16 protein-coding genes and 1 tRNA gene are annotated in these 18,768 nt (G+C 44.3%); 6 read left to right on the top strand and 11 right to left on the bottom strand.

The window, feature by feature from the left end; genetic code table 11:
* Positions 1-208: 208 nt before the first annotated feature.
* From RT143_RS03065 to RT143_RS03055, 3 genes are all read right to left on the bottom strand, one after another.
* The gene (locus RT143_RS03065; RefSeq protein ID WP_065262556.1) at positions 209-619 is read right to left on the bottom strand and encodes a hypothetical protein; all 411 of its coding nucleotides are present in this window, start codon (positions 617-619) and stop codon (positions 209-211) included.
* Between the two features lie 226 nt (positions 620-845).
* Positions 846-1,772 carry a bifunctional DNA-formamidopyrimidine glycosylase/DNA-(apurinic or apyrimidinic site) lyase gene (gene mutM / locus RT143_RS03060; RefSeq protein ID WP_313091066.1) on the bottom strand — a complete coding sequence of 309 codons (927 nt, stop codon included), beginning with the start codon at positions 1,770-1,772 and terminating at the stop codon, positions 846-848.
* A 26-nt stretch (positions 1,773-1,798) separates the two neighbouring features.
* Positions 1,799-4,216, bottom strand: coding sequence for a RelA/SpoT family protein (locus RT143_RS03055; protein WP_313091064.1), 2,418 nt, complete (start codon positions 4,214-4,216; stop codon positions 1,799-1,801).
* A 551-nt stretch (positions 4,217-4,767) separates the two neighbouring features.
* On the opposite strand from RT143_RS03055, the gene RT143_RS03050 reads away from it, so the two are divergent.
* Complete coding sequence (locus tag RT143_RS03050) at positions 4,768-5,952, top strand: DUF1615 family protein (protein WP_313091095.1); 1,185 nt, start codon at positions 4,768-4,770, stop codon at positions 5,950-5,952.
* Here the strand turns inward: RT143_RS03050 and rlmD are convergent.
* Positions 5,949-7,460, bottom strand: a complete 1,512-nt coding sequence (gene rlmD, locus RT143_RS03045) for a 23S rRNA (uracil(1939)-C(5))-methyltransferase RlmD (protein ID WP_313091062.1) — start codon at positions 7,458-7,460, stop codon at positions 5,949-5,951. The two genes, RT143_RS03050 and rlmD, sit on opposite strands and share 4 nt — an antisense overlap.
* Positions 7,461-7,757: 297 nt before the next feature.
* Here rlmD and RT143_RS03040 point away from each other — a divergent pair, with 297 nt between their 5' ends.
* The gene (locus RT143_RS03040) at positions 7,758-9,305 is read left to right on the top strand and encodes a CYTH and CHAD domain-containing protein (protein WP_313091061.1); all 1,548 of its coding nucleotides are present in this window, start codon (positions 7,758-7,760) and stop codon (positions 9,303-9,305) included.
* A 289-nt stretch (positions 9,306-9,594) separates the two neighbouring features.
* Here RT143_RS03040 and RT143_RS03035 read toward each other — a convergent pair whose 3' ends face one another.
* The 7 genes from RT143_RS03035 to gatC form a co-directional block, all read right to left on the bottom strand.
* On the bottom strand, positions 9,595-10,203 hold the full coding sequence (locus tag RT143_RS03035) for a nitroreductase family protein (protein ID WP_313091059.1): 609 nt from the start codon (positions 10,201-10,203) through the stop codon (positions 9,595-9,597).
* A gap of 195 nt (positions 10,204-10,398) precedes the next feature.
* Positions 10,399-10,896 (bottom strand): L,D-transpeptidase family protein, encoded by a 498-nt coding sequence (locus RT143_RS03030; RefSeq protein ID WP_313091057.1) that lies wholly within the window; start codon positions 10,894-10,896, stop codon positions 10,399-10,401.
* A 98-nt stretch (positions 10,897-10,994) separates the two neighbouring features.
* Entirely contained in the window at positions 10,995-11,270 is a 276-nt protein-coding gene (locus RT143_RS03025) for a hypothetical protein (RefSeq protein ID WP_313091054.1), read from the bottom strand.
* 178 nt (positions 11,271-11,448) lie between these two features.
* Positions 11,449-11,525, bottom strand: a tRNA-Pro gene (locus RT143_RS03020).
* 46 nt (positions 11,526-11,571) lie between these two features.
* Entirely contained in the window at positions 11,572-13,068 is a 1,497-nt protein-coding gene (gene gatB, locus RT143_RS03015; RefSeq protein ID WP_313091052.1) for an Asp-tRNA(Asn)/Glu-tRNA(Gln) amidotransferase subunit GatB, read from the bottom strand.
* Between the two features lie 11 nt (positions 13,069-13,079).
* Positions 13,080-14,576, bottom strand: a complete 1,497-nt coding sequence (gene gatA / locus RT143_RS03010; protein WP_313091049.1) for an Asp-tRNA(Asn)/Glu-tRNA(Gln) amidotransferase subunit GatA — start codon at positions 14,574-14,576, stop codon at positions 13,080-13,082.
* Positions 14,577-14,633: 57 nt separating this feature from the next.
* Complete coding sequence (gene gatC, locus RT143_RS03005) at positions 14,634-14,936, bottom strand: Asp-tRNA(Asn)/Glu-tRNA(Gln) amidotransferase subunit GatC (protein WP_060995645.1); 303 nt, start codon at positions 14,934-14,936, stop codon at positions 14,634-14,636.
* A 605-nt stretch (positions 14,937-15,541) separates the two neighbouring features.
* Here gatC and RT143_RS03000 point away from each other — a divergent pair.
* From RT143_RS03000 to RT143_RS02985, 4 genes are all read left to right on the top strand, one after another.
* Positions 15,542-16,573 carry a rod shape-determining protein gene (locus tag RT143_RS03000; RefSeq protein WP_062331933.1) on the top strand — a complete coding sequence of 344 codons (1,032 nt, stop codon included), beginning with the start codon at positions 15,542-15,544 and terminating at the stop codon, positions 16,571-16,573.
* Positions 16,574-16,737: 164 nt separating this feature from the next.
* Positions 16,738-17,565 carry a rod shape-determining protein MreC gene (gene mreC / locus RT143_RS02995; protein WP_065253382.1) on the top strand — a complete coding sequence of 276 codons (828 nt, stop codon included), beginning with the start codon at positions 16,738-16,740 and terminating at the stop codon, positions 17,563-17,565.
* Between the two features lie 11 nt (positions 17,566-17,576).
* Positions 17,577-18,062: a rod shape-determining protein MreD gene (mreD, locus tag RT143_RS02990; RefSeq protein WP_159676651.1), complete on the top strand. Its 486-nt coding sequence runs from the start codon at positions 17,577-17,579 to the stop codon at positions 18,060-18,062.
* Between the two features lie 18 nt (positions 18,063-18,080).
* Positions 18,081-18,707: a Maf family protein gene (locus RT143_RS02985; protein WP_313091045.1), complete on the top strand. Its 627-nt coding sequence runs from the start codon at positions 18,081-18,083 to the stop codon at positions 18,705-18,707.
* Positions 18,708-18,768 lie beyond the last annotated feature (61 nt).

The raw sequence follows: 18,768 nt of genomic DNA, 5'->3' as shown, positions 1-18,768 counted from the left end.
CTTCCTTGGCAATCAACTTTTTATACAAGCTTATACGAGCGCTTTTTATACGAGCAGTAAGCCAAATTTTGACAAATGATGATAAGACTCGTTTAAAAGCGACTATAGCAAACAATTTATGGGTGCAAAAAAGTTATCATGAACATAACAGTCATAAAAAAAGCAATCAGCGGCGGCCAATTGCTTGCTTAAATCGTTGACGAAAAAACTAAGGGGTTTTAACGACAACTTTTTGGTTGGTGTTGATTAAAATCTCAGAAGGTCCATCAACGGTGACGCGCACTTGGTTATTATTAGGGCGCTGTGAGCGAAAATATTGGTCTTCAGCAGGGGTACAGCCCAAGCAGCGATCGAGTGCCGCCAGTGGCTCAAGAATCAGCTTACGTTCTACCTGATCGATTTCATCGTTATAGATGGTAAATGGCATACTGGCAATCGCCGTCACCACGCCGCCCACCACTGCCAATGCGCCCAATGGCTTACCCACAATGGTATCAGCGACCATGGAGCCATAGGTTGGACCAAAATCTTTTTCATCAATTTCGGTAGCGGCAAAGCTGCAAGTCGTCGTTGCAACCATCAAGGCTACGGCTGACGCAATCGTATTTAATAGTTTCATAGCAGGTTCCTAACTGGCAGCAAGCCACTATTAATGAGATAACTAGCTAACTAAATAAATAATTAGGCAACTAGATAACCAAATAACTGGGGTTGACTGACAGGTTGTACCTAACAAGTTTTGCTAGGTTGTTGCTGAATAGTTCAGGGACATTACATCAATTTTGCCAAGAATTATCAAGTAAAATTGTCTTTGCCGCAGGTTTTTTTACGTTAAGGGAGAGCCGCTATTTCTTGAGCAGTTTTTTGAGCGGTTTTTTGAGCAGTTTTTTGAGTGGTTTTTTCACTGATTTTTTCACGGTTTTTTTGTGGGTTATCAGCGGCTGGCAAGTGGGACAGAACGTGCTCGCCCGCTGATTGATTTTGACGTTTTCGATGGTAGTGCCACAGCTAGGGCAATCAGCGCCTTTATGCCCATATACCAGTAACGTTTGCTGAAAATACCCCGTTTTTCCATCCGCTACGGTAAAATCTTTTAACGTTGAGCCGCCTTTTTCAATCGATGTTTGTAGAACTTGTCGAATATGGGCGACCAAGGTAGTCAGCTGTTCATGGCTGATGAGATGGGCAGGGGTCAACGGATGAATTTTTGATAAAAATAGGCTTTCGGTTGCATAAATATTGCCCACACCGACCACAATCTCTTGCGCCATAATCACCGATTTGATGGGGCGTTCAATCGGTTTTTTGCGATTGTGGATATGGTGATATAGATAGTCAGCGCTAAAATCTTCTGATAGCGGCTCTACACCCAAATGGGTAATCAGCTTGTCTTCATAGTCCTCTAACCACAGTAACATACCAAACCGCCGTGGGTCATGATAATGTAGCTGGGTGAGTTTTTTGCCATTATTAAACGTCAAAATCACGTGATCGTGTTTACGCTTGTCAAACCCCACAGGATGCTGCTGTAAGCTACCCGACATCCCCAAGTGGATGAGCAGTTTTTTTTGCGCCGCAGCGCCTTTAAAGGTGAGAATCAGATATTTAGCTCGGCGCTCAATGTCGATAAGTTGATAATCTACCAAACTCACCAAGTCATCAGGCACCGCCCAGCGCAATTTGGGCTGAAAGACGCTAACTTTTTCAACGGTTTGATTGAGCAAAGGTTGCAGACTCGTCGCTGTGGTCTGCACTTCGGGCAATTCTGGCATATGCCGTGTGACTCCTATTTAAAGCATTAAGACTTGTTGTTATTGACGATACGACGCGCCAAGATGATACCATGTTGCTGCTCTAGTTTTGCTAGCAGCTTGGACAACTGACTTAACCCCGTCACTTCTATGGTAAAATTCAACCGCGCGATATCATCATCCCCGCTTAGGGTATCGACTTGGCGGATATTGACATTTTCTTGGTCGATAATTTGGGTAAGATCTTTGAGTAAGCCACGTCTGTCATACGATTCAAGGTATATTTGTACCAATTGGCTTTTGCCTTTATTGCCATACCAAGCAGCACTAATAGCGCGTTCAGGCTCACGCTCTACTAGTCGCTCATATTCGACGCAATCACTGCGGTGGACGGATACGCCATTGGACTGGGTGATATAACCCGCAATTGGCTCACCTTGCACAGGCGAGCAGCAATTTGCCAAGTGAATAGCAATGTTATCTAAGCCATCGACTTCGATTTTATACGCATCTAGCTTGCCTGTGGCTTTGGGGTGAATGCTGGGGATAAGCTCAGTATCAGTGACTTCGGGTTCTAAATCTAAATGACGACTGATATGACCGGTCAAATTATGCAATTCAACGTTGCCATTGACTAGCCCTACCAAAATATCATCACTGTTTTTGGCATTAAAAAATTTGACGTAATCATTTAAATCGATACTGTTAGGGTGTACCGACATGCGCGCCAATTCTTTGGTTAATATGTGCTTACCTGTTTCGATATTTTTATCACGGTCTTGCTTATTAAACCATTGGCGCAGTTTGCTGCGAGCGCGACTGGTATTGATATAACCTAAGGATGCCACTAGCCAATCACGGTTTGGCTCGCGTGATTGCTTGGTAATAATCTCAACTTGTTCGCCTGTTTTGAGCTGATAGGTCAGCGGCACATAGCGTTTGTTGACGCGAGCGGCTTGGGCGCGATTGCCGACATGGGTATGCACATGATAGGCAAAATCAAGCACGGTTGAGCCTTTGGGTAATTCGATGATGTCACCATCACGACTAAACACATAAATCCGCTCAAATTCCCCAAAATCAACGACTTGTTCTTCTTCATCGAGCTCGCCTTGCTCATGCTCAACATGTTTATCTAATACAAATTTTAACGGGTCATGATTGTCAGCATTTTCTTGATTGAGTAATAACTGACGCAGTGAGCTGATTTTTTTGGTCAGATAGTCGTCTTTTTTGTTTTTGGTGCCTTCTTTGTAGTTGACGTGTGCACACATGCCAAGTTCAGCTTCATAGTGCATGTCAAAGGTACGAATTTGTACTTCCAGCGATTTGTTCTCGGCAATCACCGCGGTATGTAGCGAGCGATAGCCATTGGTTTTTGGGTTGGTGATATAGTCATCAAACTGTTCGGGGATATAACGCCACAAACCATGCACCAGCCCCAATACGTGATAACAATCGGCATTGTTATGCACCAGTACCCGCAGTGCGCGGATATCATATAACTGGTCAAACGACAGTGATTTGAGTTTCATCTTACGATAAATCGAATAGATGTGTTTGACACGACCGGTGATTTCCCCGTCAATCCCTTGTGCAGCTAACGCCTCGCGCAGTTGTTGGGCAACCCGGTCGATATAGGTTTCGCGCTCGCTACGTTTTTCAGAGAGTAATTTGGCGATTTCTTTGTAGCGGTCAGGCGCAAGATAACGAAACGATAAGTCCTCAAGCTCCCATTTAAGCTGTGCAATACCCATACGATGCGCTAGCGGCGCGTAGATTGTCATGACTTCACGCGCGACCCGTTGCTGACGCTCAGGACTGGCATACGACAGCTCTCGCATCGCAAAAGTACGCTCAGCCAATTTGATGAGTACCACACGCACATCGTTGGTCATCGAGATGAGCATATTATAAATGCCCGATAACTGCTCGCGCTGGTTGTTGTTAAAGTGGTCTTCTAAGCGCTTGTTGTTTTCTATCAAATCCGACAGTCGACCCAGCGCTAGGGTTTCTTGCACCAGCTCTGCGACTTCATCGCCAAAGGTGGCTTGAATTTGTTTGGGGGTAAAAATTTGGATACGCGCGGCACGATATAACATCGCAGCAACGAGCGTGGCTTCATCTTGGTACAGATAACCCAAAATATCGGCAATCCCAATCCCAGTCAAAAACGCATTAGAGCGGTTGCTTTCGGTACTTAAATCTTGATTTTTGAGTAGTTGACAGGCTTTGGTCAGCTCAGGCAGCTCGGTGAGATGGGCGCGTTTTGCCATCGATACCAGCCAAGCTTCGGTATCAATGGTATGCTCATCGATGATGTGGCTGGCAGGCTCAGAGACAATGGGCAAGTCAGTATGGGTGAAATGACGCTGGCTGGCAGTAATACTCGCAATCATTGTGGTACTATCATGATCAACGTCTTTTCCATCCAATAGCGGCAAACTTTCTCGTATTTTTACCATGTCAATTCTACACCTTACTTACCAGATTTCCTCAAAGAGCAAAAAAACTAACCTTGTTCATTTAAAATTATCAACTCACTTTCCCTGTGAATTTTTGTGTGATTAAGTTTGATTTGATACTGCGCTAGCAATAATAAAATATGACAGAGTAGTCGCTATAGCAGCGCGTTTTAGCTATGATAGTGCGTTGGTTTTGGGCGTGTTAAGCCTTAAAATAAATGTTAAACGTTAAAATAAAGCAAATGCCATAGTCACTTTATATATCTTAACCGTTTTAGGGTTGCCCATGTTTAGCCATTTAACACTAACTTTATTACGCTTACTCATGTGTTAATTTTATTAAGATGTGTCTATTCGCAAACAATTGCAAGTCAACCCGTCGATAAAATTTTTGTATCACTCAAATGAGTGTTAGGCAACGACCCAATCAGCGATTTGCCCGAACTTCAATCCAAATTAAGATAAAACTATCTTGTTCAGTATAGGTAAGTTTAATGAAATTACCATCTCATTTTGTTACAAATGCGACTACTGCAGCGTCAGATTTTACCATGACCCGCTCAAAAAGCCTTGCTAACTTTGGTAAAACCCTGTCGATGTTGGCGATAACGCTGACTTTATCGCTTGGGTTGACAGGGTGTGATTATTTTCAAACGCAAACCGATGCTAACTCGCCCATTGGTGCCAAACAAATTGCCAAACTGATTCCCAAACGTGGACAAGATAGCAAAAGCTGGGCACAAGACATCAACCAAATATTTGATACGCTAAAAATAGAAAAAAATGCGCAAAATATTTGTACCGCGGTCGCCATTATCGACCAAGAGTCTAATTTTAAAGCCAATCCGCCCGTCGCGAATTTGGGGCAATCAAGCCTAAAAGCGATGAATGAGGAGTTGGAAGAAAAATTAGGCTCAACGCTAGCCCCATATTTTCGCACCATGTTAAAAACTGAGCCCACGCCTGACAACAGCTTTGAAAAACAAATCGCTAAAGTCAAAACCGAAGAAGAACTTGACGACATTTATCACCAGATGTTTGCGTATTTTTCAAGCAAATATTATGCCAGCAAGCTGAACAGCGTCACCAAATTGGTGGGCGGGGATATCGAAGAAAAATTAGACCCGATTACCACGTTAGGCTCAATGCAGGTGCAAGTAAGTTATGCGCGTGACCATCGCCGTATGAATGGCAATAACCTTGAACTGCGTAAAGACCTATATAGCCAATATGGCGGATTGTACTATGGTATCCATCGCTTACTACTGTACAAAGCCAATTATCAAGACCCGATTTATCGCTTTGCTGACTACAATTCAGGGATGTATTCTAGCCGTAATGCCGCTTTTCAAAAAATGCTAAAAGAGTTATCCAAAGCCGAAATAGACTATGATGGCGATTTATTGATTTATGAAAAAGGCAATAAAATCAGTGCCAATATCAGCCAAAGTGAGCAGGCGCTGATATCAATGATACAACAAGGCATGATTAGCCTAACAGAACGGCAAATACGTATGGATTTGGCAAAAGAAAAAAGCCAAGATTTTGAAAATACCGAAACCTACCGCACCATCGGTAGTCTTTACAAAATGAAAACTGGCAAAAACGCACCTACCGCCATCATGCCACAAGTGGTCATCTCTGGCGCAAAACTTAGCCGTGACTACAATACCAAATGGTACGCCGACAAAGTCAACGTACGCTATTTAAATTGTATGAATAAAGCCAAATTTTAGCGTTTCTCAAACCGTGCAATACTTTCCACATGTCCTGTGTGCGGGAACATATCCATCACGCCAGCATGGGTAAGTTTATAGCCTTTTTCAAGCAGCACGGCGGTATCACGGGCAAGGGTAATCGGATTGCACGACACATAGACGATGCGTTTGGCATTGAATTTATCCAAATACTGCATGACTTCCAAAGCGCCTGAGCGGGGTGGGTCAATCAGCAGTGCATCGACTTGGCCAACCCAAGGCTCAGCAGAAAAATCTTTGGTCAAATCTTGGGCAAAAAAGTCGGTATGGTGCAAGCCGTTGGCGGTGGCATTCATTTTGGCACGCTGTGTCATCTCACTGCTACCTTCCACCCCAATCACAAAGCCTGTATCACCCACTTGACGCGCCAGTGGCAGACTAAAATTGCCCAAACCGCAAAACAAATCAAGCACTTGCTCGCCTGGCTGCAAATCTAACAAATCAATCGCCAGCTTGGTCATTTTACGATTGACTGACAAATTGACTTGGGTAAAATCCAGTGGCGAGAATTCAAAGGTGACATCAAACTCGGGTAATCTATAAAACAAACCGCCCGTCGGTGGCACAGTCAGGCTTGATGGGCGAGCATGGGCATTATTTTCATACAATGGGTCAATACGATGTACCGTGTCGCTACCTTTGGGCTGTAAAAATAACTGCCAGTTACGCTCGGCAAAAAAGGCTTGCAGTTTTGCGATATCATGCTCACCTAAATCCACCATGTGACGGACAATGACGGCGATGGATTTTTTGCTATCGATAACATCATCAAGCGTTTCACCCATCGCTAACTCAAGCTGTGGAATATGGTCACGGGCGTCAAGCGAGCTGATAAGCGCTTTTAGGGGTTCAATTTCAAAGCCGACACGCGGGTCAAGCACATGGCATTCATTTAAATTTGCCAAAAAATTGCTGGCGCGCTCACGAAAACCGACCAATGCCGTGCCTTTTTTCTCGACATAGCGCACGCCCATACGTGCCTTGGTTCGGTAGCCCAAACGGTCAGCCACCAATGGGGGAAGCCAGTGTTCAGGCTGGATATGGGCTTGGTGTTCGAGCAGCTCTGCCAGTACCGATTGCTTAAATTGAATCTGCCCATCGGGTTGCCAGTGCTGTAAGCTACAGCCACCACACACCCCAAAATGCGGGCAAGGCGGGGTCGTGCGTTCAGGGTTTGGGTTTGCCAGTACGAGAGCCGCGTCACCTTCTTCCATACTTTTACGTGAGCCTGTGATTTTGACGCTCACGGTCTCGTTGGGCAGCGCAAAGCTGACGAATACTTTTTTGCCATGCTTATCGAGGTGATGGTCGGGCTGGTCACCGTAACTTGCCACGCCACGTCCGTCATGGGCAAGGTTGGTCACTGTGAGGGTAACGGGTGGGGCGTCTTGCAAACGTTTACGCACCCGCGCGGTGGGTTTGATTTTTTTGCTTGGGTTCTTGGTGAGTTGGGAAGACGGAGTTTGGTCAGCGGTAGCGTTTGACATTTATTAAAAAACCTATTTAATCGAGGGTCGGTGTAAATATTTATTACAAAATTCATCAAAATTTTGCGGTTATGATAGCTTAAAATGGATTTTTTTTATATCAATACCTGACTTTACATCGCTCAAAGAAGAAGGTTTGGATGTGATTGCATAACTGGTCATCATTTATCATAGGGCGTTATGTAAATGCTTTAAAATTTTACCAACAACAAATGAGCCAAGTGGTTATTTTTAAAAAGCAAAGTTGTGCTATGATGGTGTTTTATCCGTTAGCTATATAGGTTAATCGACACCATTATGCACGAACTAGAACTCAAGTTTGCTGTCCCAAGCTATCAACAAAGCGTCTTAAGAAAAAACATCGACACCAAAACTGCGCAGCAACAGCGCCTATCTGCGTATTACTTTGATACCCCCAATCAAGACCTTGCCAAAAAAGGCATTGCGCTGCGTATTCGTTTCGAAGACAGCCAATGGGTGCAAACCCTCAAAACAGCCGGTGATGGCGTTGCCAAACGCGTTGAGCTCAATACCGTGCTGAGCCTGACGGGTACGCCAGATACCCTTGATGTTAGTAGCCTTGTGCCTGATGTTTCACTGATTACAGAGCCAACAGTCATAGCGCAGCTGACTAACATCATGCCGCTTGACCAGCTCGCTCAAGCGTTAACCGTGCAATATTTCACCGATGTGCAGCGCACTTCTCGCCAAATTAAGAAAAATAACATCCGCATCGAAATCGCTTATGATATCGGCAAGGTTGGCATAGGTCGCCTAGATTCACAAAAATCCGCCAATAATCATGGGTTAACCCAATCGGATATTCATGAAATTGAATTTGAGCTGCTTGAAGGTGACCCAAGTGATTTGATTGACATTGCAAAAACTTGGTGCAAAAAATACAAATTATATTTATCAACCGTTACCAAAGCCCAGCGGGGTAGTCTGCTACTCGCGAATAAGCAATTTGCCGAGCCTGTCAAAGCGGATTTGGGTGTGCTGCAATTACACAAAGGTATCAGCCAATTTGCGTTTTTGCAGGCAGTGGTCAATAACTGCCTCGTGCAGATTTTGCCCAACGCCTCTGCAATTGCTGAAGGCAGTCCCGATGGCAACTTAGTGCACCAACTGCGTGTCGGCATTCGGCGTTTACGTACTGCCCTCAAACATTTCAAATTTGCCCAAGATTATATTGACCCAAATTGGCTGATGGTACTCAAACAAACCTTTAGCCTGCTAGGGGAGTATCGTGATAAAGAAATCTTGCAAATAAAAACCCAGCCTCTGCTAGAGTCAGTCGGTGCACCGCATGTCGAGTGGTCAACGGCAGTCGATATCATGCCGATTGATGCCGTCAGAGCCAATGACTTTCAAATTCTGTTGTTAGAGCTGATTGGTTTTACCCATTTGCCCGTACCTGCGGATAATCCAAAAGCCAAAGCCCCAGTTGCCAAAAAGTTGGAAAAACTATTTACCGCGATTGCCGTGGCAAGTGATAAATTTGCCAGTCTTGATACAGAAAGCCAGCATGGTGTCCGTAAAGACCTAAAAAGCCTGCGTTATGTCAGTGAGTTTGCTGCGCCGCTTTTTGCCAGCCAAACCAATGGCAAAAAAGGGAAAAAAGCAGCTGAGCTCAATGCTTTCTTGCAATACTTAGAGCCTGCACAAGACGTACTCGGTGAGTATAATGACAATGTGGTCGGTCATGCTAACTATCTTGAGAAATCCAAAACCGACCCAAATGCACTATTTGCGGTGGGTTGGTTTAGCGGGCGTGAGCAAGCGAGTGCCGAGCAATGCGCGGTGAGTCTAAAAACGGTTAAAAATGCACCAAAGTTTTGGTAGTAGTTTGGCTTGATTGTAGACATGTGAATTAAAGAAAATTGCCTCTGCAGAAAGCACTAATCAGTCAATCACTGTATGACTAGTTAGGTCAGTCATGGATGACAGCATTTAGCCGCTAATTTCGATACCGACAGTAGATAATATGCGGTATATTGTCGGGTTTTTACTGAGCTAATTTTCTAGTTAATGGCAATCAAATTTATATAAAAAAGCCAATACCGTCAGATATTGGCTTTTTGCTGTCACTATCACTAGCACTGCCACGTGCATTGTGGTACACATTAAAAAATTATTTTCCGTAAACTTTTAAGCGTTTTTCGATAGGTTCAAAGGTTTTTTCACCTGCTGGGGCGGCGATACCACCAAATACCATCTGTGCAATGAGTTTCCAGTTGCTATCGATGTTCCATGTTTCTGCCACTTTTTCATCAATCACGCCATTGTAATGCTGTAAGTTTGCACCGATGTTGAGCGCGGCTAAGGCATTCCAAATTGCATATTGGTGCATCGCACTGGTGTGTTCAGCCCATACTGGGAAATTATGCGCATAAAGTGGGAATTGTTCTTGTAAGCCTTTGACCACTGATTGGTCTTCAAAATACAAGATAGTCCCTGCACCGGCTTTAAACATGGCCATTTTATCGGCAGTTGATTTGAATTTTTCATCATCATTCACCATCGCGCGTAGCAAATCTTCGGTGATTTGCCAAAGTTTTTGATGGTCTTCACCAAACAATACCACCAAGCGGCTTGATTGTGAGTTGAATGAAGAGGGGGTATGTAACACGGCATGTTCAACCAGTTTAACTACCTCATCTTTTGAGACAGGCAATTGGTCATTGAGCATATAGATAGAACGGCGAGTTTCTGCGATATTGTGTAATATTTCGACTGACATAATCAGCTCCTTTTCATTGTTATTTGATAATCAATCTACCTTATTAATATTAATTAAAGTTAAAGCCGATTGATGTGACACGGCTATTATATGCCTAAAATACTAATAAATAAAAACTATTTTGTAATTTTTTTTAACCAATGATTGTATTTATTAATTTTTTCTAATATGTTATTAAGATTAATTTTGATAAATTTAAGGCAAAATTTCGACCGCTGTACCAATATCCACTTGGTCATACAGTGTGATAATGTCTTGATTGCGCATACGGATACAGCCATGAGAAAGCGGAATGCCCATCGGCTCGGTATTGGGCGTGCCATGAATGTAAATGTAACGCGCCTTGGTATCACACACTCCTTGCTCATTGGCGCCTTTATTAAAGCCCGTTTCATTTCCCTCTAACCACAAAATCCGTGTCAAAATCCAGTCTCGATTGGGAAATGTAGTTGCCAAATTATCGTCATAAATTTCGCCGGTAAATTGTCGTGCCACAAATACACTGTTGATAGGTAAATTATCACCAAATTTTTCGCTAATCACGTGCGCACCGAGCGGTGTGCAGCCAGTATCCTGCAGTTGTCCAATACCATTTTTGGCAGTAGAGATGGGGTAAGTTTGTGATTGAGTAGGGCTCAGACATAAAGTAAGTTGTTGTTTTTCAATTGAAATAATGATTTTTGGGTAAGGCATAATCGACTCGTTCAACATTAAGCTTAGACTATCATAACAAAAAAGCCCATCATATTCATGACAGGCTTTTTAAGAAAAATTTGAAAACATACAATCATTTATTTGATGTCAGCAGTGGATACCCACAAGGTAGAATCGGCAATGTTCACAAAGCCATTTTTGGCTAATACCCAGCTAAACTTGATGCCTTTGGGCAGGGTCTGCACCACGGGGCATAAACGATTGGGACAAGAACGTACAATCGCATCTTTGTTAGTTTGTGCTTGATGACCGCTATCGGCTTGCGCAGTGAGTGGTAAAACGACCCATACCAAAGCCGTAGCCAAATTTGTCAGTTTATAGTTAGCAAGGAATGATTTAATGATCGCGCTCATGATTTTTCAAAAAATACAGTCAAATAAATACAGCCAAATAGTGAGAAAATTTTATCAATAAATTATCTATCAAAACAAAAAAACTATTGTCATATTCACGTAAAAATACTGTGACAATAGATATAACGAAAAACTCAAAAAAGAAAAAGGCCTACGTAACACGTAAGCCTTTTTAATTTGGTCGGAACGGCGGGATTCGAACTCGCGACCCCTTGCACCCCATGCAAGTGCGCTACCAGACTGCGCTACGCCCCGAAAGGTGTACTATTCTACCAAAAATGACAGAATTTGCAATACCAACTTATCCAATTAGTTCTTTTAACAGCTGATTAACTTGAGCCGGGTTGGCTTTACCTTTGGAGGCTTTCATCACTTGACCGACAAGACCGTTAAAGGCTTTTTCTTTACCTGACTTGTACTCATCGACCATCGCTTGGTTGTTTTTCAACACGTCTTCGACAATCGCTTTAATCGCGCCTGTATCGGTTTCTTGTTTTAAACCTTTATCGGCAATGATTTTATCCACGGCTGTTTCATCGTCACCGCCTTCGCCAGCGAATAGGGCGATAAAGGCTTGCTTAGCAAGCTTGCCTGATAGCGTATTGTCTTTGATACGCTCTAGCAGTTTGGCAAATTGGCTCACTGAAATCGGGCTTTGCTCAATGGTTTTTTCATCTTTATTGAGCGCGCCGAGCAGGTCACCCATTATCCAGTTGGCAGCCAGTTTGGCGTTATCATGACCGATTTTTGCCACTACTTGCTCAAAGTAATCAGCGAGCGAACGGCTAGCGGTTAAAATACGACTATCATATTCAGGTAAGCCAAGCGCCGATTGAAAACGCTCACGACGTGCCACTGGCAATTCTGGCATGGCGTTTTTGATTTGTTCAAAAGTTGCGGTATCAATATGCACAGGTAAAAGGTCAGGGTCTGGGAAGTAGCGGTAGTCGTTGGCTTCTTCCTTGGTACGCATTGAGCGCGTTTCGTCTTTGTCTGGATCATATAGGCGAGTGGCTTGTATGACTTTGCCGCCGTCTTCAATCAAGTCAATTTGACGCTCGATTTCAACCGTGATGGCACGCTCGATAAAGCGAAACGAGTTAAGGTTCTTAATCTCACAGCGAGTACCCAAGTCGGCACCGGGTTTTCGCACGGAGACGTTACAGTCGGCACGGAATGAGCCTTCCGCCATAATGGCATCAGAAATACCGAGCCAAGTGACCAACTGGTGAATGGCTTTGACATAGGCAACCGCCTCAGCAGCTGAGCGCATATCAGGCTCTGAGACGATTTCAATCAGCGGCGTACCGGCACGGTTTAAATCCACGCCTGTCATTTGTGGCACCGCATCATGCACCGATTTGCCCGCATCTTCTTCTAAGTGAGCACGGGTGATGTGAATACGTTTGGGGTATTCGTTTTTTTCACCTTCATTGACCACAATGTCGATATAGCCTGTACCGACAATCGGGTGCGCCATTTGGCTGATTTGGTAGCCTTTTGGCAAATCGGGATAAAAATAATTTTTACGGTCAAAGGCGTTCATCATGCCAATTTCAGCATTGACGCCAAGCCCAAACATCACCGCTTTTTCTACCACATCTTTGTTAAGTACAGGCAGCGCCCCTGGCATGGCTAGGTCAACAATATTGGCTTGGGTGTTGGGCTCTTGCCCAAATAGGGTGGAAGCCGATGAGAAAATTTTGGTGTTGGTGTTTAATTGGCAGTGGATTTCGATACCGATAACCACTTCATAGCCATCCACTAAAGGCGCTTGCGGTTTATTTTCGTTTGTCATAACAAGGCTCCTTAGGCTTTGGCGATGGGTGATAGTTGTTGGTGAAAATCAGTGACTTGCTGATACGCATCGGCAGTTTGCAGTAGTGTCTCTTCATCCCATGCTTTTGCAATCAGCTGTAAGCCGACAGGCAGATTGTCACCATCAAAACCCACCGGATGGCTTAATGAAGGTAAACCGGCTAAATTCACGCCAATGGTATAAACATCCCCCATATAAATTTCGGCAGGGCTAAGGCTTGCGCCGATTTTATAAGCCGTCGTTGGCGCAGTTGGGGTGGCAATGACATCACAACTTTCAAAGGCTTTGGCAAAATCTTGGCTGATGAGGCGGCGCACTTTTTGCGCTTTGACATAGTAGGCATCAAAATAACCCGCTGATAGCGCATAGGTACCCATCAAAATACGGCGCTGTACTTCGGCACCAAAGCCTTCAGAACGTGAGCGGGTGTATAAATCTTCCAAGTTTTTTGGGCTATCACAGCGGTAGCCATAACGCACCCCATCATAACGCGATAAGTTAGATGAAGCTTCGGCTGGGGCGAGCAAATAATAAGTGGCAAGGGTGATTTCAGGTTTGGTCAAATTTACATCCACTAAGCTTGCACCCAAGGCTTGGTATTGTTTTAATGCCGCTTCTACACTGGCTTTAACCTCGCTATTTAAGCCATCGGCAAAATATTCGGTTGGGATACCGATGCGTAACCCTTGAAGCGGTTTATCATGGCTGGCATTGGCTTGGCGTTTGCTGGTCAAACTAGCGACAAAATCGGGCACATCTTTGTTGGCGGATGTCGAGTCTTTGCTGTCATGACCTGATAGCACATTGAGCAAATAAGCACAATCTTCTGCGGTTTTACCAAAGCTGCCAGCTTGGTCAAAACTTGACGCATACGCCACCATGCCATAACGTGAGACACGTCCGTAAGTTGGCTTAATCCCTGTTAAGCCACAAAATGACGCAGGTTGGCGAATCGAGCCGCCGGTATCCGAGCCTGTGGCAAAGGGTGCAAAACCTGCCGCAACCGCAGCTGCGCTCCCACCCGATGAACCGCCTGGTACGCGGCTGACATCCCAAGGGTTGTGCACGGCACCAAAGTAAGATGACTCATTGTCCGAGCCCATGGCGAACTCATCCATGCTGGTTTTGCCAAGCATAACCAAGCCTGCATTTTGGCAGTTTTCAACGATGGTAGCGTTGTAAGGCGCTACAAAGTTTTCTAGCATTTTTGAGCCACAAGTGGTTAAAACGCCTTGGGTACAAAAAATGTCTTTATGAGCCAGTGGCACGCCCGTCAAGTCTGCGCCTTTGCCTTCTGCCAATAATTTATCAGCGGCGGCGGCTTGCGCTAACGCTTGTTCAGGCGTGACCGTGATAAAGCTGTTGATGGCTTTATCATGCTGGGTAATCCGATTGAGAAAGTGCTGGGTAAGTTCGGTACTGCTAAAGTCTTTATTTTTTAGACCTGCCGCCAATTGGGCAACCGAAAACGTATGTAGTTCAGACATAATTTTCACTTATAATTAATTAACAAAAATTTGACAAGTTATTCGATGAGCTGTGGTTTATTCAATGACCTGTGGTACAAGGTATAGACCATCAGCGACACTTGGCGCAATGGACTGATTTAGCTCACGATTGACTTCGACCCCATTACCGCCAATAACATCTTCACGCAGTGGCTGGGTCATATCATGGACATTGGTAAGCGGGGCGATATTGTCAGTATTGACCTCTGCCAAAATATCCATCATTGATAGGATTTTGCTTAGGTCATTGGCATAACTATCTGCCTGCTCAGCGGTCACGCCAAGTCGAGCAAGTTTGGCGATGTTCATAATTTCATCAGTTGAAAGCGTCTGCGACATGATGAGTTCCTTAAGTACAAACAAAAATAAAAAATGGACAAACAAGGCAAATGTTCGATGCGATTTTAAACCAGTCAATTATAGCAACAGGCTATAATAAAAGAGGATAAAACCTGATAAAAAACAGTTGCATAAGTTTAGTTGCTTTTAATAACAAATTTGAAAAAATAGAGTGATGTGACCTAAATAATTTGTCACAAAAAATTCGTGAATAAAGATAGAATGTGATTAAATCACTATATTTTGCGATATTTTACCGCTATAATCTAGCACTATTCTTACTAAACGCAAATTAATCGCATTAAAGTCACTATCGCCTAAACCGCTTTAAAATCATCGTCACCTTTTTTATCTAAAAAGATAGCCTTTTAACTATTAATCGTTAAGAGTTTCTTGCTATTTTTTATGTAAAATATAGCGGCTGTAAGCAGCTTGCTTCAGATTTTTTGTTAGTGGTCGCAATAGGGTAGTTTTAAAACATCGGCATTAAAAGCTTTTAAATAAATGCTTTTAAAAAATGCGTCGTTGACTCGATATGCGATTAGACACCCCGCTAATTTCTGCTTTGCTTGCAGTGTAGTTTTGTTATCACTGGGAAATGATACATGAGCCTTTTCGGATTTTTATCAAGTAATATCGCCATCGACCTTGGCACTGCCAACACGTTAATTTTCACCCCAGGTAAAGGTGTGGTCCTCAATGAACCAACGGTTGTTGCGCTTCGTAGTAACCGTACCCAAAATCCTACCGTTGCAGCAGTCGGTATTGATGCCAAACAGATGCTAGGTCGTACCCCAGATAATATCACTGCGATTCGTCCACTCAAAGACGGTGTGATTGCCGATTTTGAAGTCACCCAAAAAATGCTCAAGCATTTTATCAACAAAGTGAAAGTGAAACGCTTTTTGGCCAATCCAAACGTGATTGTTTGTGTGCCTTGTAAATCAACCTTGGTAGAACGTCGTGCGATTCGTGAAGCGGTTGAATCAGCAGGCGCAAACAAAGCCTTATTACTTGAAGAGCCTATGGCAGCTGCGATTGGCGCCGGGTTACCCGTGCATGAAGCCAGCGGTTCGATGGTGGTGGATATCGGGGGTGGTACCACAGAGATTGCGGTGATTGCGCTATCAGGCTGCGTGTATGCCGACTCCATCCGTATCGGCGGTGATGTGTTCGATGAAGCGATTATTACTCATGTCCGCCGTACCCATGGCTGTGTGATTGGTGAAACCACGGCTGAACGCATCAAAACTGAAGTAGGGACGGCAATTGAAGATCCTGAAAACCCCTTGGAGGTGGAAGTGCGTGGTCGTAGTATGGCAGAAGGCGTGCCTAAATCATTTGTGGTGACATCCGCCGAAATCCAAAAAGCCTTAAGCGACCCTATTGCGGGTATCATCTCAGGTGTCAAAGCGGCGCTTGAGCAAACCCCGCCTGAATTATCAGCCGATATCGCGGAGCGTGGTATTGTATTAACGGGTGGTGGTGCACTATTACGCAATCTTGATGAGCTGATTTCACGCGAGACAGGCTTACCCGTCACGGTAGCCGAAGACCCACTGACTTGTGTCAGCCGTGGTGGTGGTAAAGCGTTAGAGTTTATCAATAACAAAGCATTGAATATGATTTTTGTCTGATGTTAACTGATGTGTTACCGTTAACCGCTATTTTTTAATAGCGGTTTTATTGCTTTATTGACAAGATGATTTTACGATAGCTTTGTTTAAAAGATTTTTGCTATCCTGATGGCTTGTTATCGCGCGCTGTATTGACCGTCACGGATTTTGCTTGGATGTTACTTATGTCACTTACTATTTTTACCCAACAACCGCTCGCCATTCGCAAGACCCTTATTGTGGTGTTTGCGGCGATTGTGCTGATGTTATTGGATAGTAAAAATAGCAGTTGGTTTCAGCCAGTACGTACCGCGACCCATGCCGCCATGCAGCCCATCTATCAAGTATCGGCTTATCCAAGTTTTTTTGCAGGCTGGCTTGATAGTACCATGACCGAAAAAGAAGCGTTACGCCGTGAGAATGTCCAGTTAAAAGCTGAGCTTGTGCATGCCAAAGCGCAATTGCAGCAGCAAGACTATCTTGTTGCGCAAAATGCCCGACTGCAAGGGATTTTATCTGCCACCACGCCAGACCAGTTTAATTTGCTGTTGTCGCACGTGATTGGTACCGATAGCAATCCACTGCGGCAAATGGTGGTCATCAATAAAGGCAGCAAAGACGGGGTAATTGTCGGGCAAACGGTGATCGATGAAAACGGCATTCTTGGACAAGTCGTCAATGTTTATCCCGATACCTGCCGTGTGGTGTTAATCAGCGATGACCAACAATCCGTTGCAGTGACTATCAAACGTACCGGGCAAAAAGCCATCGTATCGGGCAAAGGTAATCCGCAGTATTTGGTGCTAGACTATATCTTTAAGGCGTCGGATGTACGCATTGGCGATGAGCTGATTTCATCGGGGCTTGGCGGTCGTATTCCTGCCGGATTTCCTGTTGGGCGCGTGGCAAAAGTAGAAGCTGAGCAAGCGGGCGGCTATGCCAAGATTATGGTGAAACCCGCTGCCAATTTTATCAATACGTCTTATGTTTTACTGCTTCAGCAAAAGGTTTAAAATCACTGATTATGGTCGTCGTTCAGCGCAAAAAAACCAAACAGCATTTATATATTGTGATGGCAATCAGTTTTATCATCGCATCGGTACTCAGTGTGTATCCGCTGTCGGCAGAGATTGCGCTATTTCGTCCGATGTGGATGATCATGATGCTGATTTTTTGGCTGATATTTCAACCGACTTTAATTGGGATGGGATTGGCGTTTGTGGTTGGTTTGTTTGCTGATTTACTCACAGATAGCCGAATCGGTCAGCAAGCCTTATGTGCAGTGTTGGTGGCGTTTTTTATTAAGTTTGTCAGTGGTTATTTACGCCAACTGTCCTCAAACTTGGTATGGCTACTTGCGGGCGCCTGTTTGCTGATTTATCAACTTGCGTTAATTTTTCTGCATTTATTTACCCAAGGGGTGTTTGCACCCCAATTACTTTATACTGTTGCCGTCAGTACCTTAATTTGGCCACTGTTAGTCGCTGTTATGCTGCGTTATACGCGATAAGCGTATTGAGAAGTTATTATGTATCAATTTAATGCCACTATACCGATTATCTTGGCGTCCACCTCACCGAGGAGGCGTGAGTTGTTAGACCAAGTCGCGGTGCCATATACTTGCGCGGCAGTCAACATTGATGAAACACCACTAGTAGAGGAATCGGCGATAGACTATATTGGGCGTATGGTTAGTCAAAAAGCGCAAGCCGCTTTACAAGTTTTGCCAACCGCTATGACCGAGTGTGTGGTGATTACCGCCGATACTATTGGGGTATTGCGTGATGGGGCAGTGCTACAAAAACCTAGCGATTTTGCCGATGCTTGTGCGATGTGGCGGCAAATGAGCAATGCCTCGCACCAAGTATGGACTGCAGTGCAAGTGAGCCGAATGGCGCAGCGTGGCGGTCAATGGCAGATGGATTATGCTGAGCGTACTGTGGTGAAAACTGATGTCAAATTTATTGCGCTCACTGACAGCATGATGGCACATTATTGGCATACGGGCGAACCACAAGACAAAGCTGGCGGTTATGCCATTCAAGGGCTGGGCGCTGCGTGGGTCAAAGCGATTGACGGTAGCTATAGCAATGTGGTTGGACTGCCACTGGTAGAAACTTTAGACTTGCTTTCTCAGGTGATGCAAGCCCATTAGTAAAAATAAACTTAAAAAAAGCCATAAGTGCAAATCTTATGGCTTTTTTATCATGTTTTAA

The organism is Moraxella sp. CTOTU48268 (genome assembly GCF_032069585.1).
Taxonomy (GTDB): domain Bacteria; phylum Pseudomonadota; class Gammaproteobacteria; order Pseudomonadales; family Moraxellaceae; genus Faucicola; species Faucicola cinerea.
The sequence above is the reverse complement of the archived record's forward strand: the minus strand, read 5'-3'. Positions and strand labels throughout refer to the sequence as shown.

Coding starts and splice junctions, on each gene's coding strand:
- RT143_RS03000 (WP_062331933.1), top strand. CDS start 15,542: ATGAGCCTTTTCGGATTTTTATCAAGTAATATCGCCATCGACCTTGGC.
- gatA (WP_313091049.1), bottom strand. CDS start 14,576: ATGTCTGAACTACATACGTTTTCGGTTGCCCAATTGGCGGCAGGTCTA.
- RT143_RS03050 (WP_313091095.1), top strand. CDS start 4,768: ATGACCCGCTCAAAAAGCCTTGCTAACTTTGGTAAAACCCTGTCGATG.
- mreD (WP_159676651.1), top strand. CDS start 17,577: ATGGTCGTCGTTCAGCGCAAAAAAACCAAACAGCATTTATATATTGTG.
- mutM (WP_313091066.1), bottom strand. CDS start 1,772: ATGCCAGAATTGCCCGAAGTGCAGACCACAGCGACGAGTCTGCAACCT.
- RT143_RS03065 (WP_065262556.1), bottom strand. CDS start 619: ATGAAACTATTAAATACGATTGCGTCAGCCGTAGCCTTGATGGTTGCA.
- mreC (WP_065253382.1), top strand. CDS start 16,738: ATGTCACTTACTATTTTTACCCAACAACCGCTCGCCATTCGCAAGACC.
- RT143_RS03025 (WP_313091054.1), bottom strand. CDS start 11,270: ATGAGCGCGATCATTAAATCATTCCTTGCTAACTATAAACTGACAAAT.
- RT143_RS03035 (WP_313091059.1), bottom strand. CDS start 10,203: ATGTCAGTCGAAATATTACACAATATCGCAGAAACTCGCCGTTCTATC.
- RT143_RS03040 (WP_313091061.1), top strand. CDS start 7,758: ATGCACGAACTAGAACTCAAGTTTGCTGTCCCAAGCTATCAACAAAGC.
- rlmD (WP_313091062.1), bottom strand. CDS start 7,460: ATGTCAAACGCTACCGCTGACCAAACTCCGTCTTCCCAACTCACCAAG.
- RT143_RS03030 (WP_313091057.1), bottom strand. CDS start 10,896: ATGCCTTACCCAAAAATCATTATTTCAATTGAAAAACAACAACTTACT.
- RT143_RS02985 (WP_313091045.1), top strand. CDS start 18,081: ATGTATCAATTTAATGCCACTATACCGATTATCTTGGCGTCCACCTCA.
- gatB (WP_313091052.1), bottom strand. CDS start 13,068: ATGACAAACGAAAATAAACCGCAAGCGCCTTTAGTGGATGGCTATGAA.
- RT143_RS03055 (WP_313091064.1), bottom strand. CDS start 4,216: ATGGTAAAAATACGAGAAAGTTTGCCGCTATTGGATGGAAAAGACGTT.
- gatC (WP_060995645.1), bottom strand. CDS start 14,936: ATGTCGCAGACGCTTTCAACTGATGAAATTATGAACATCGCCAAACTT.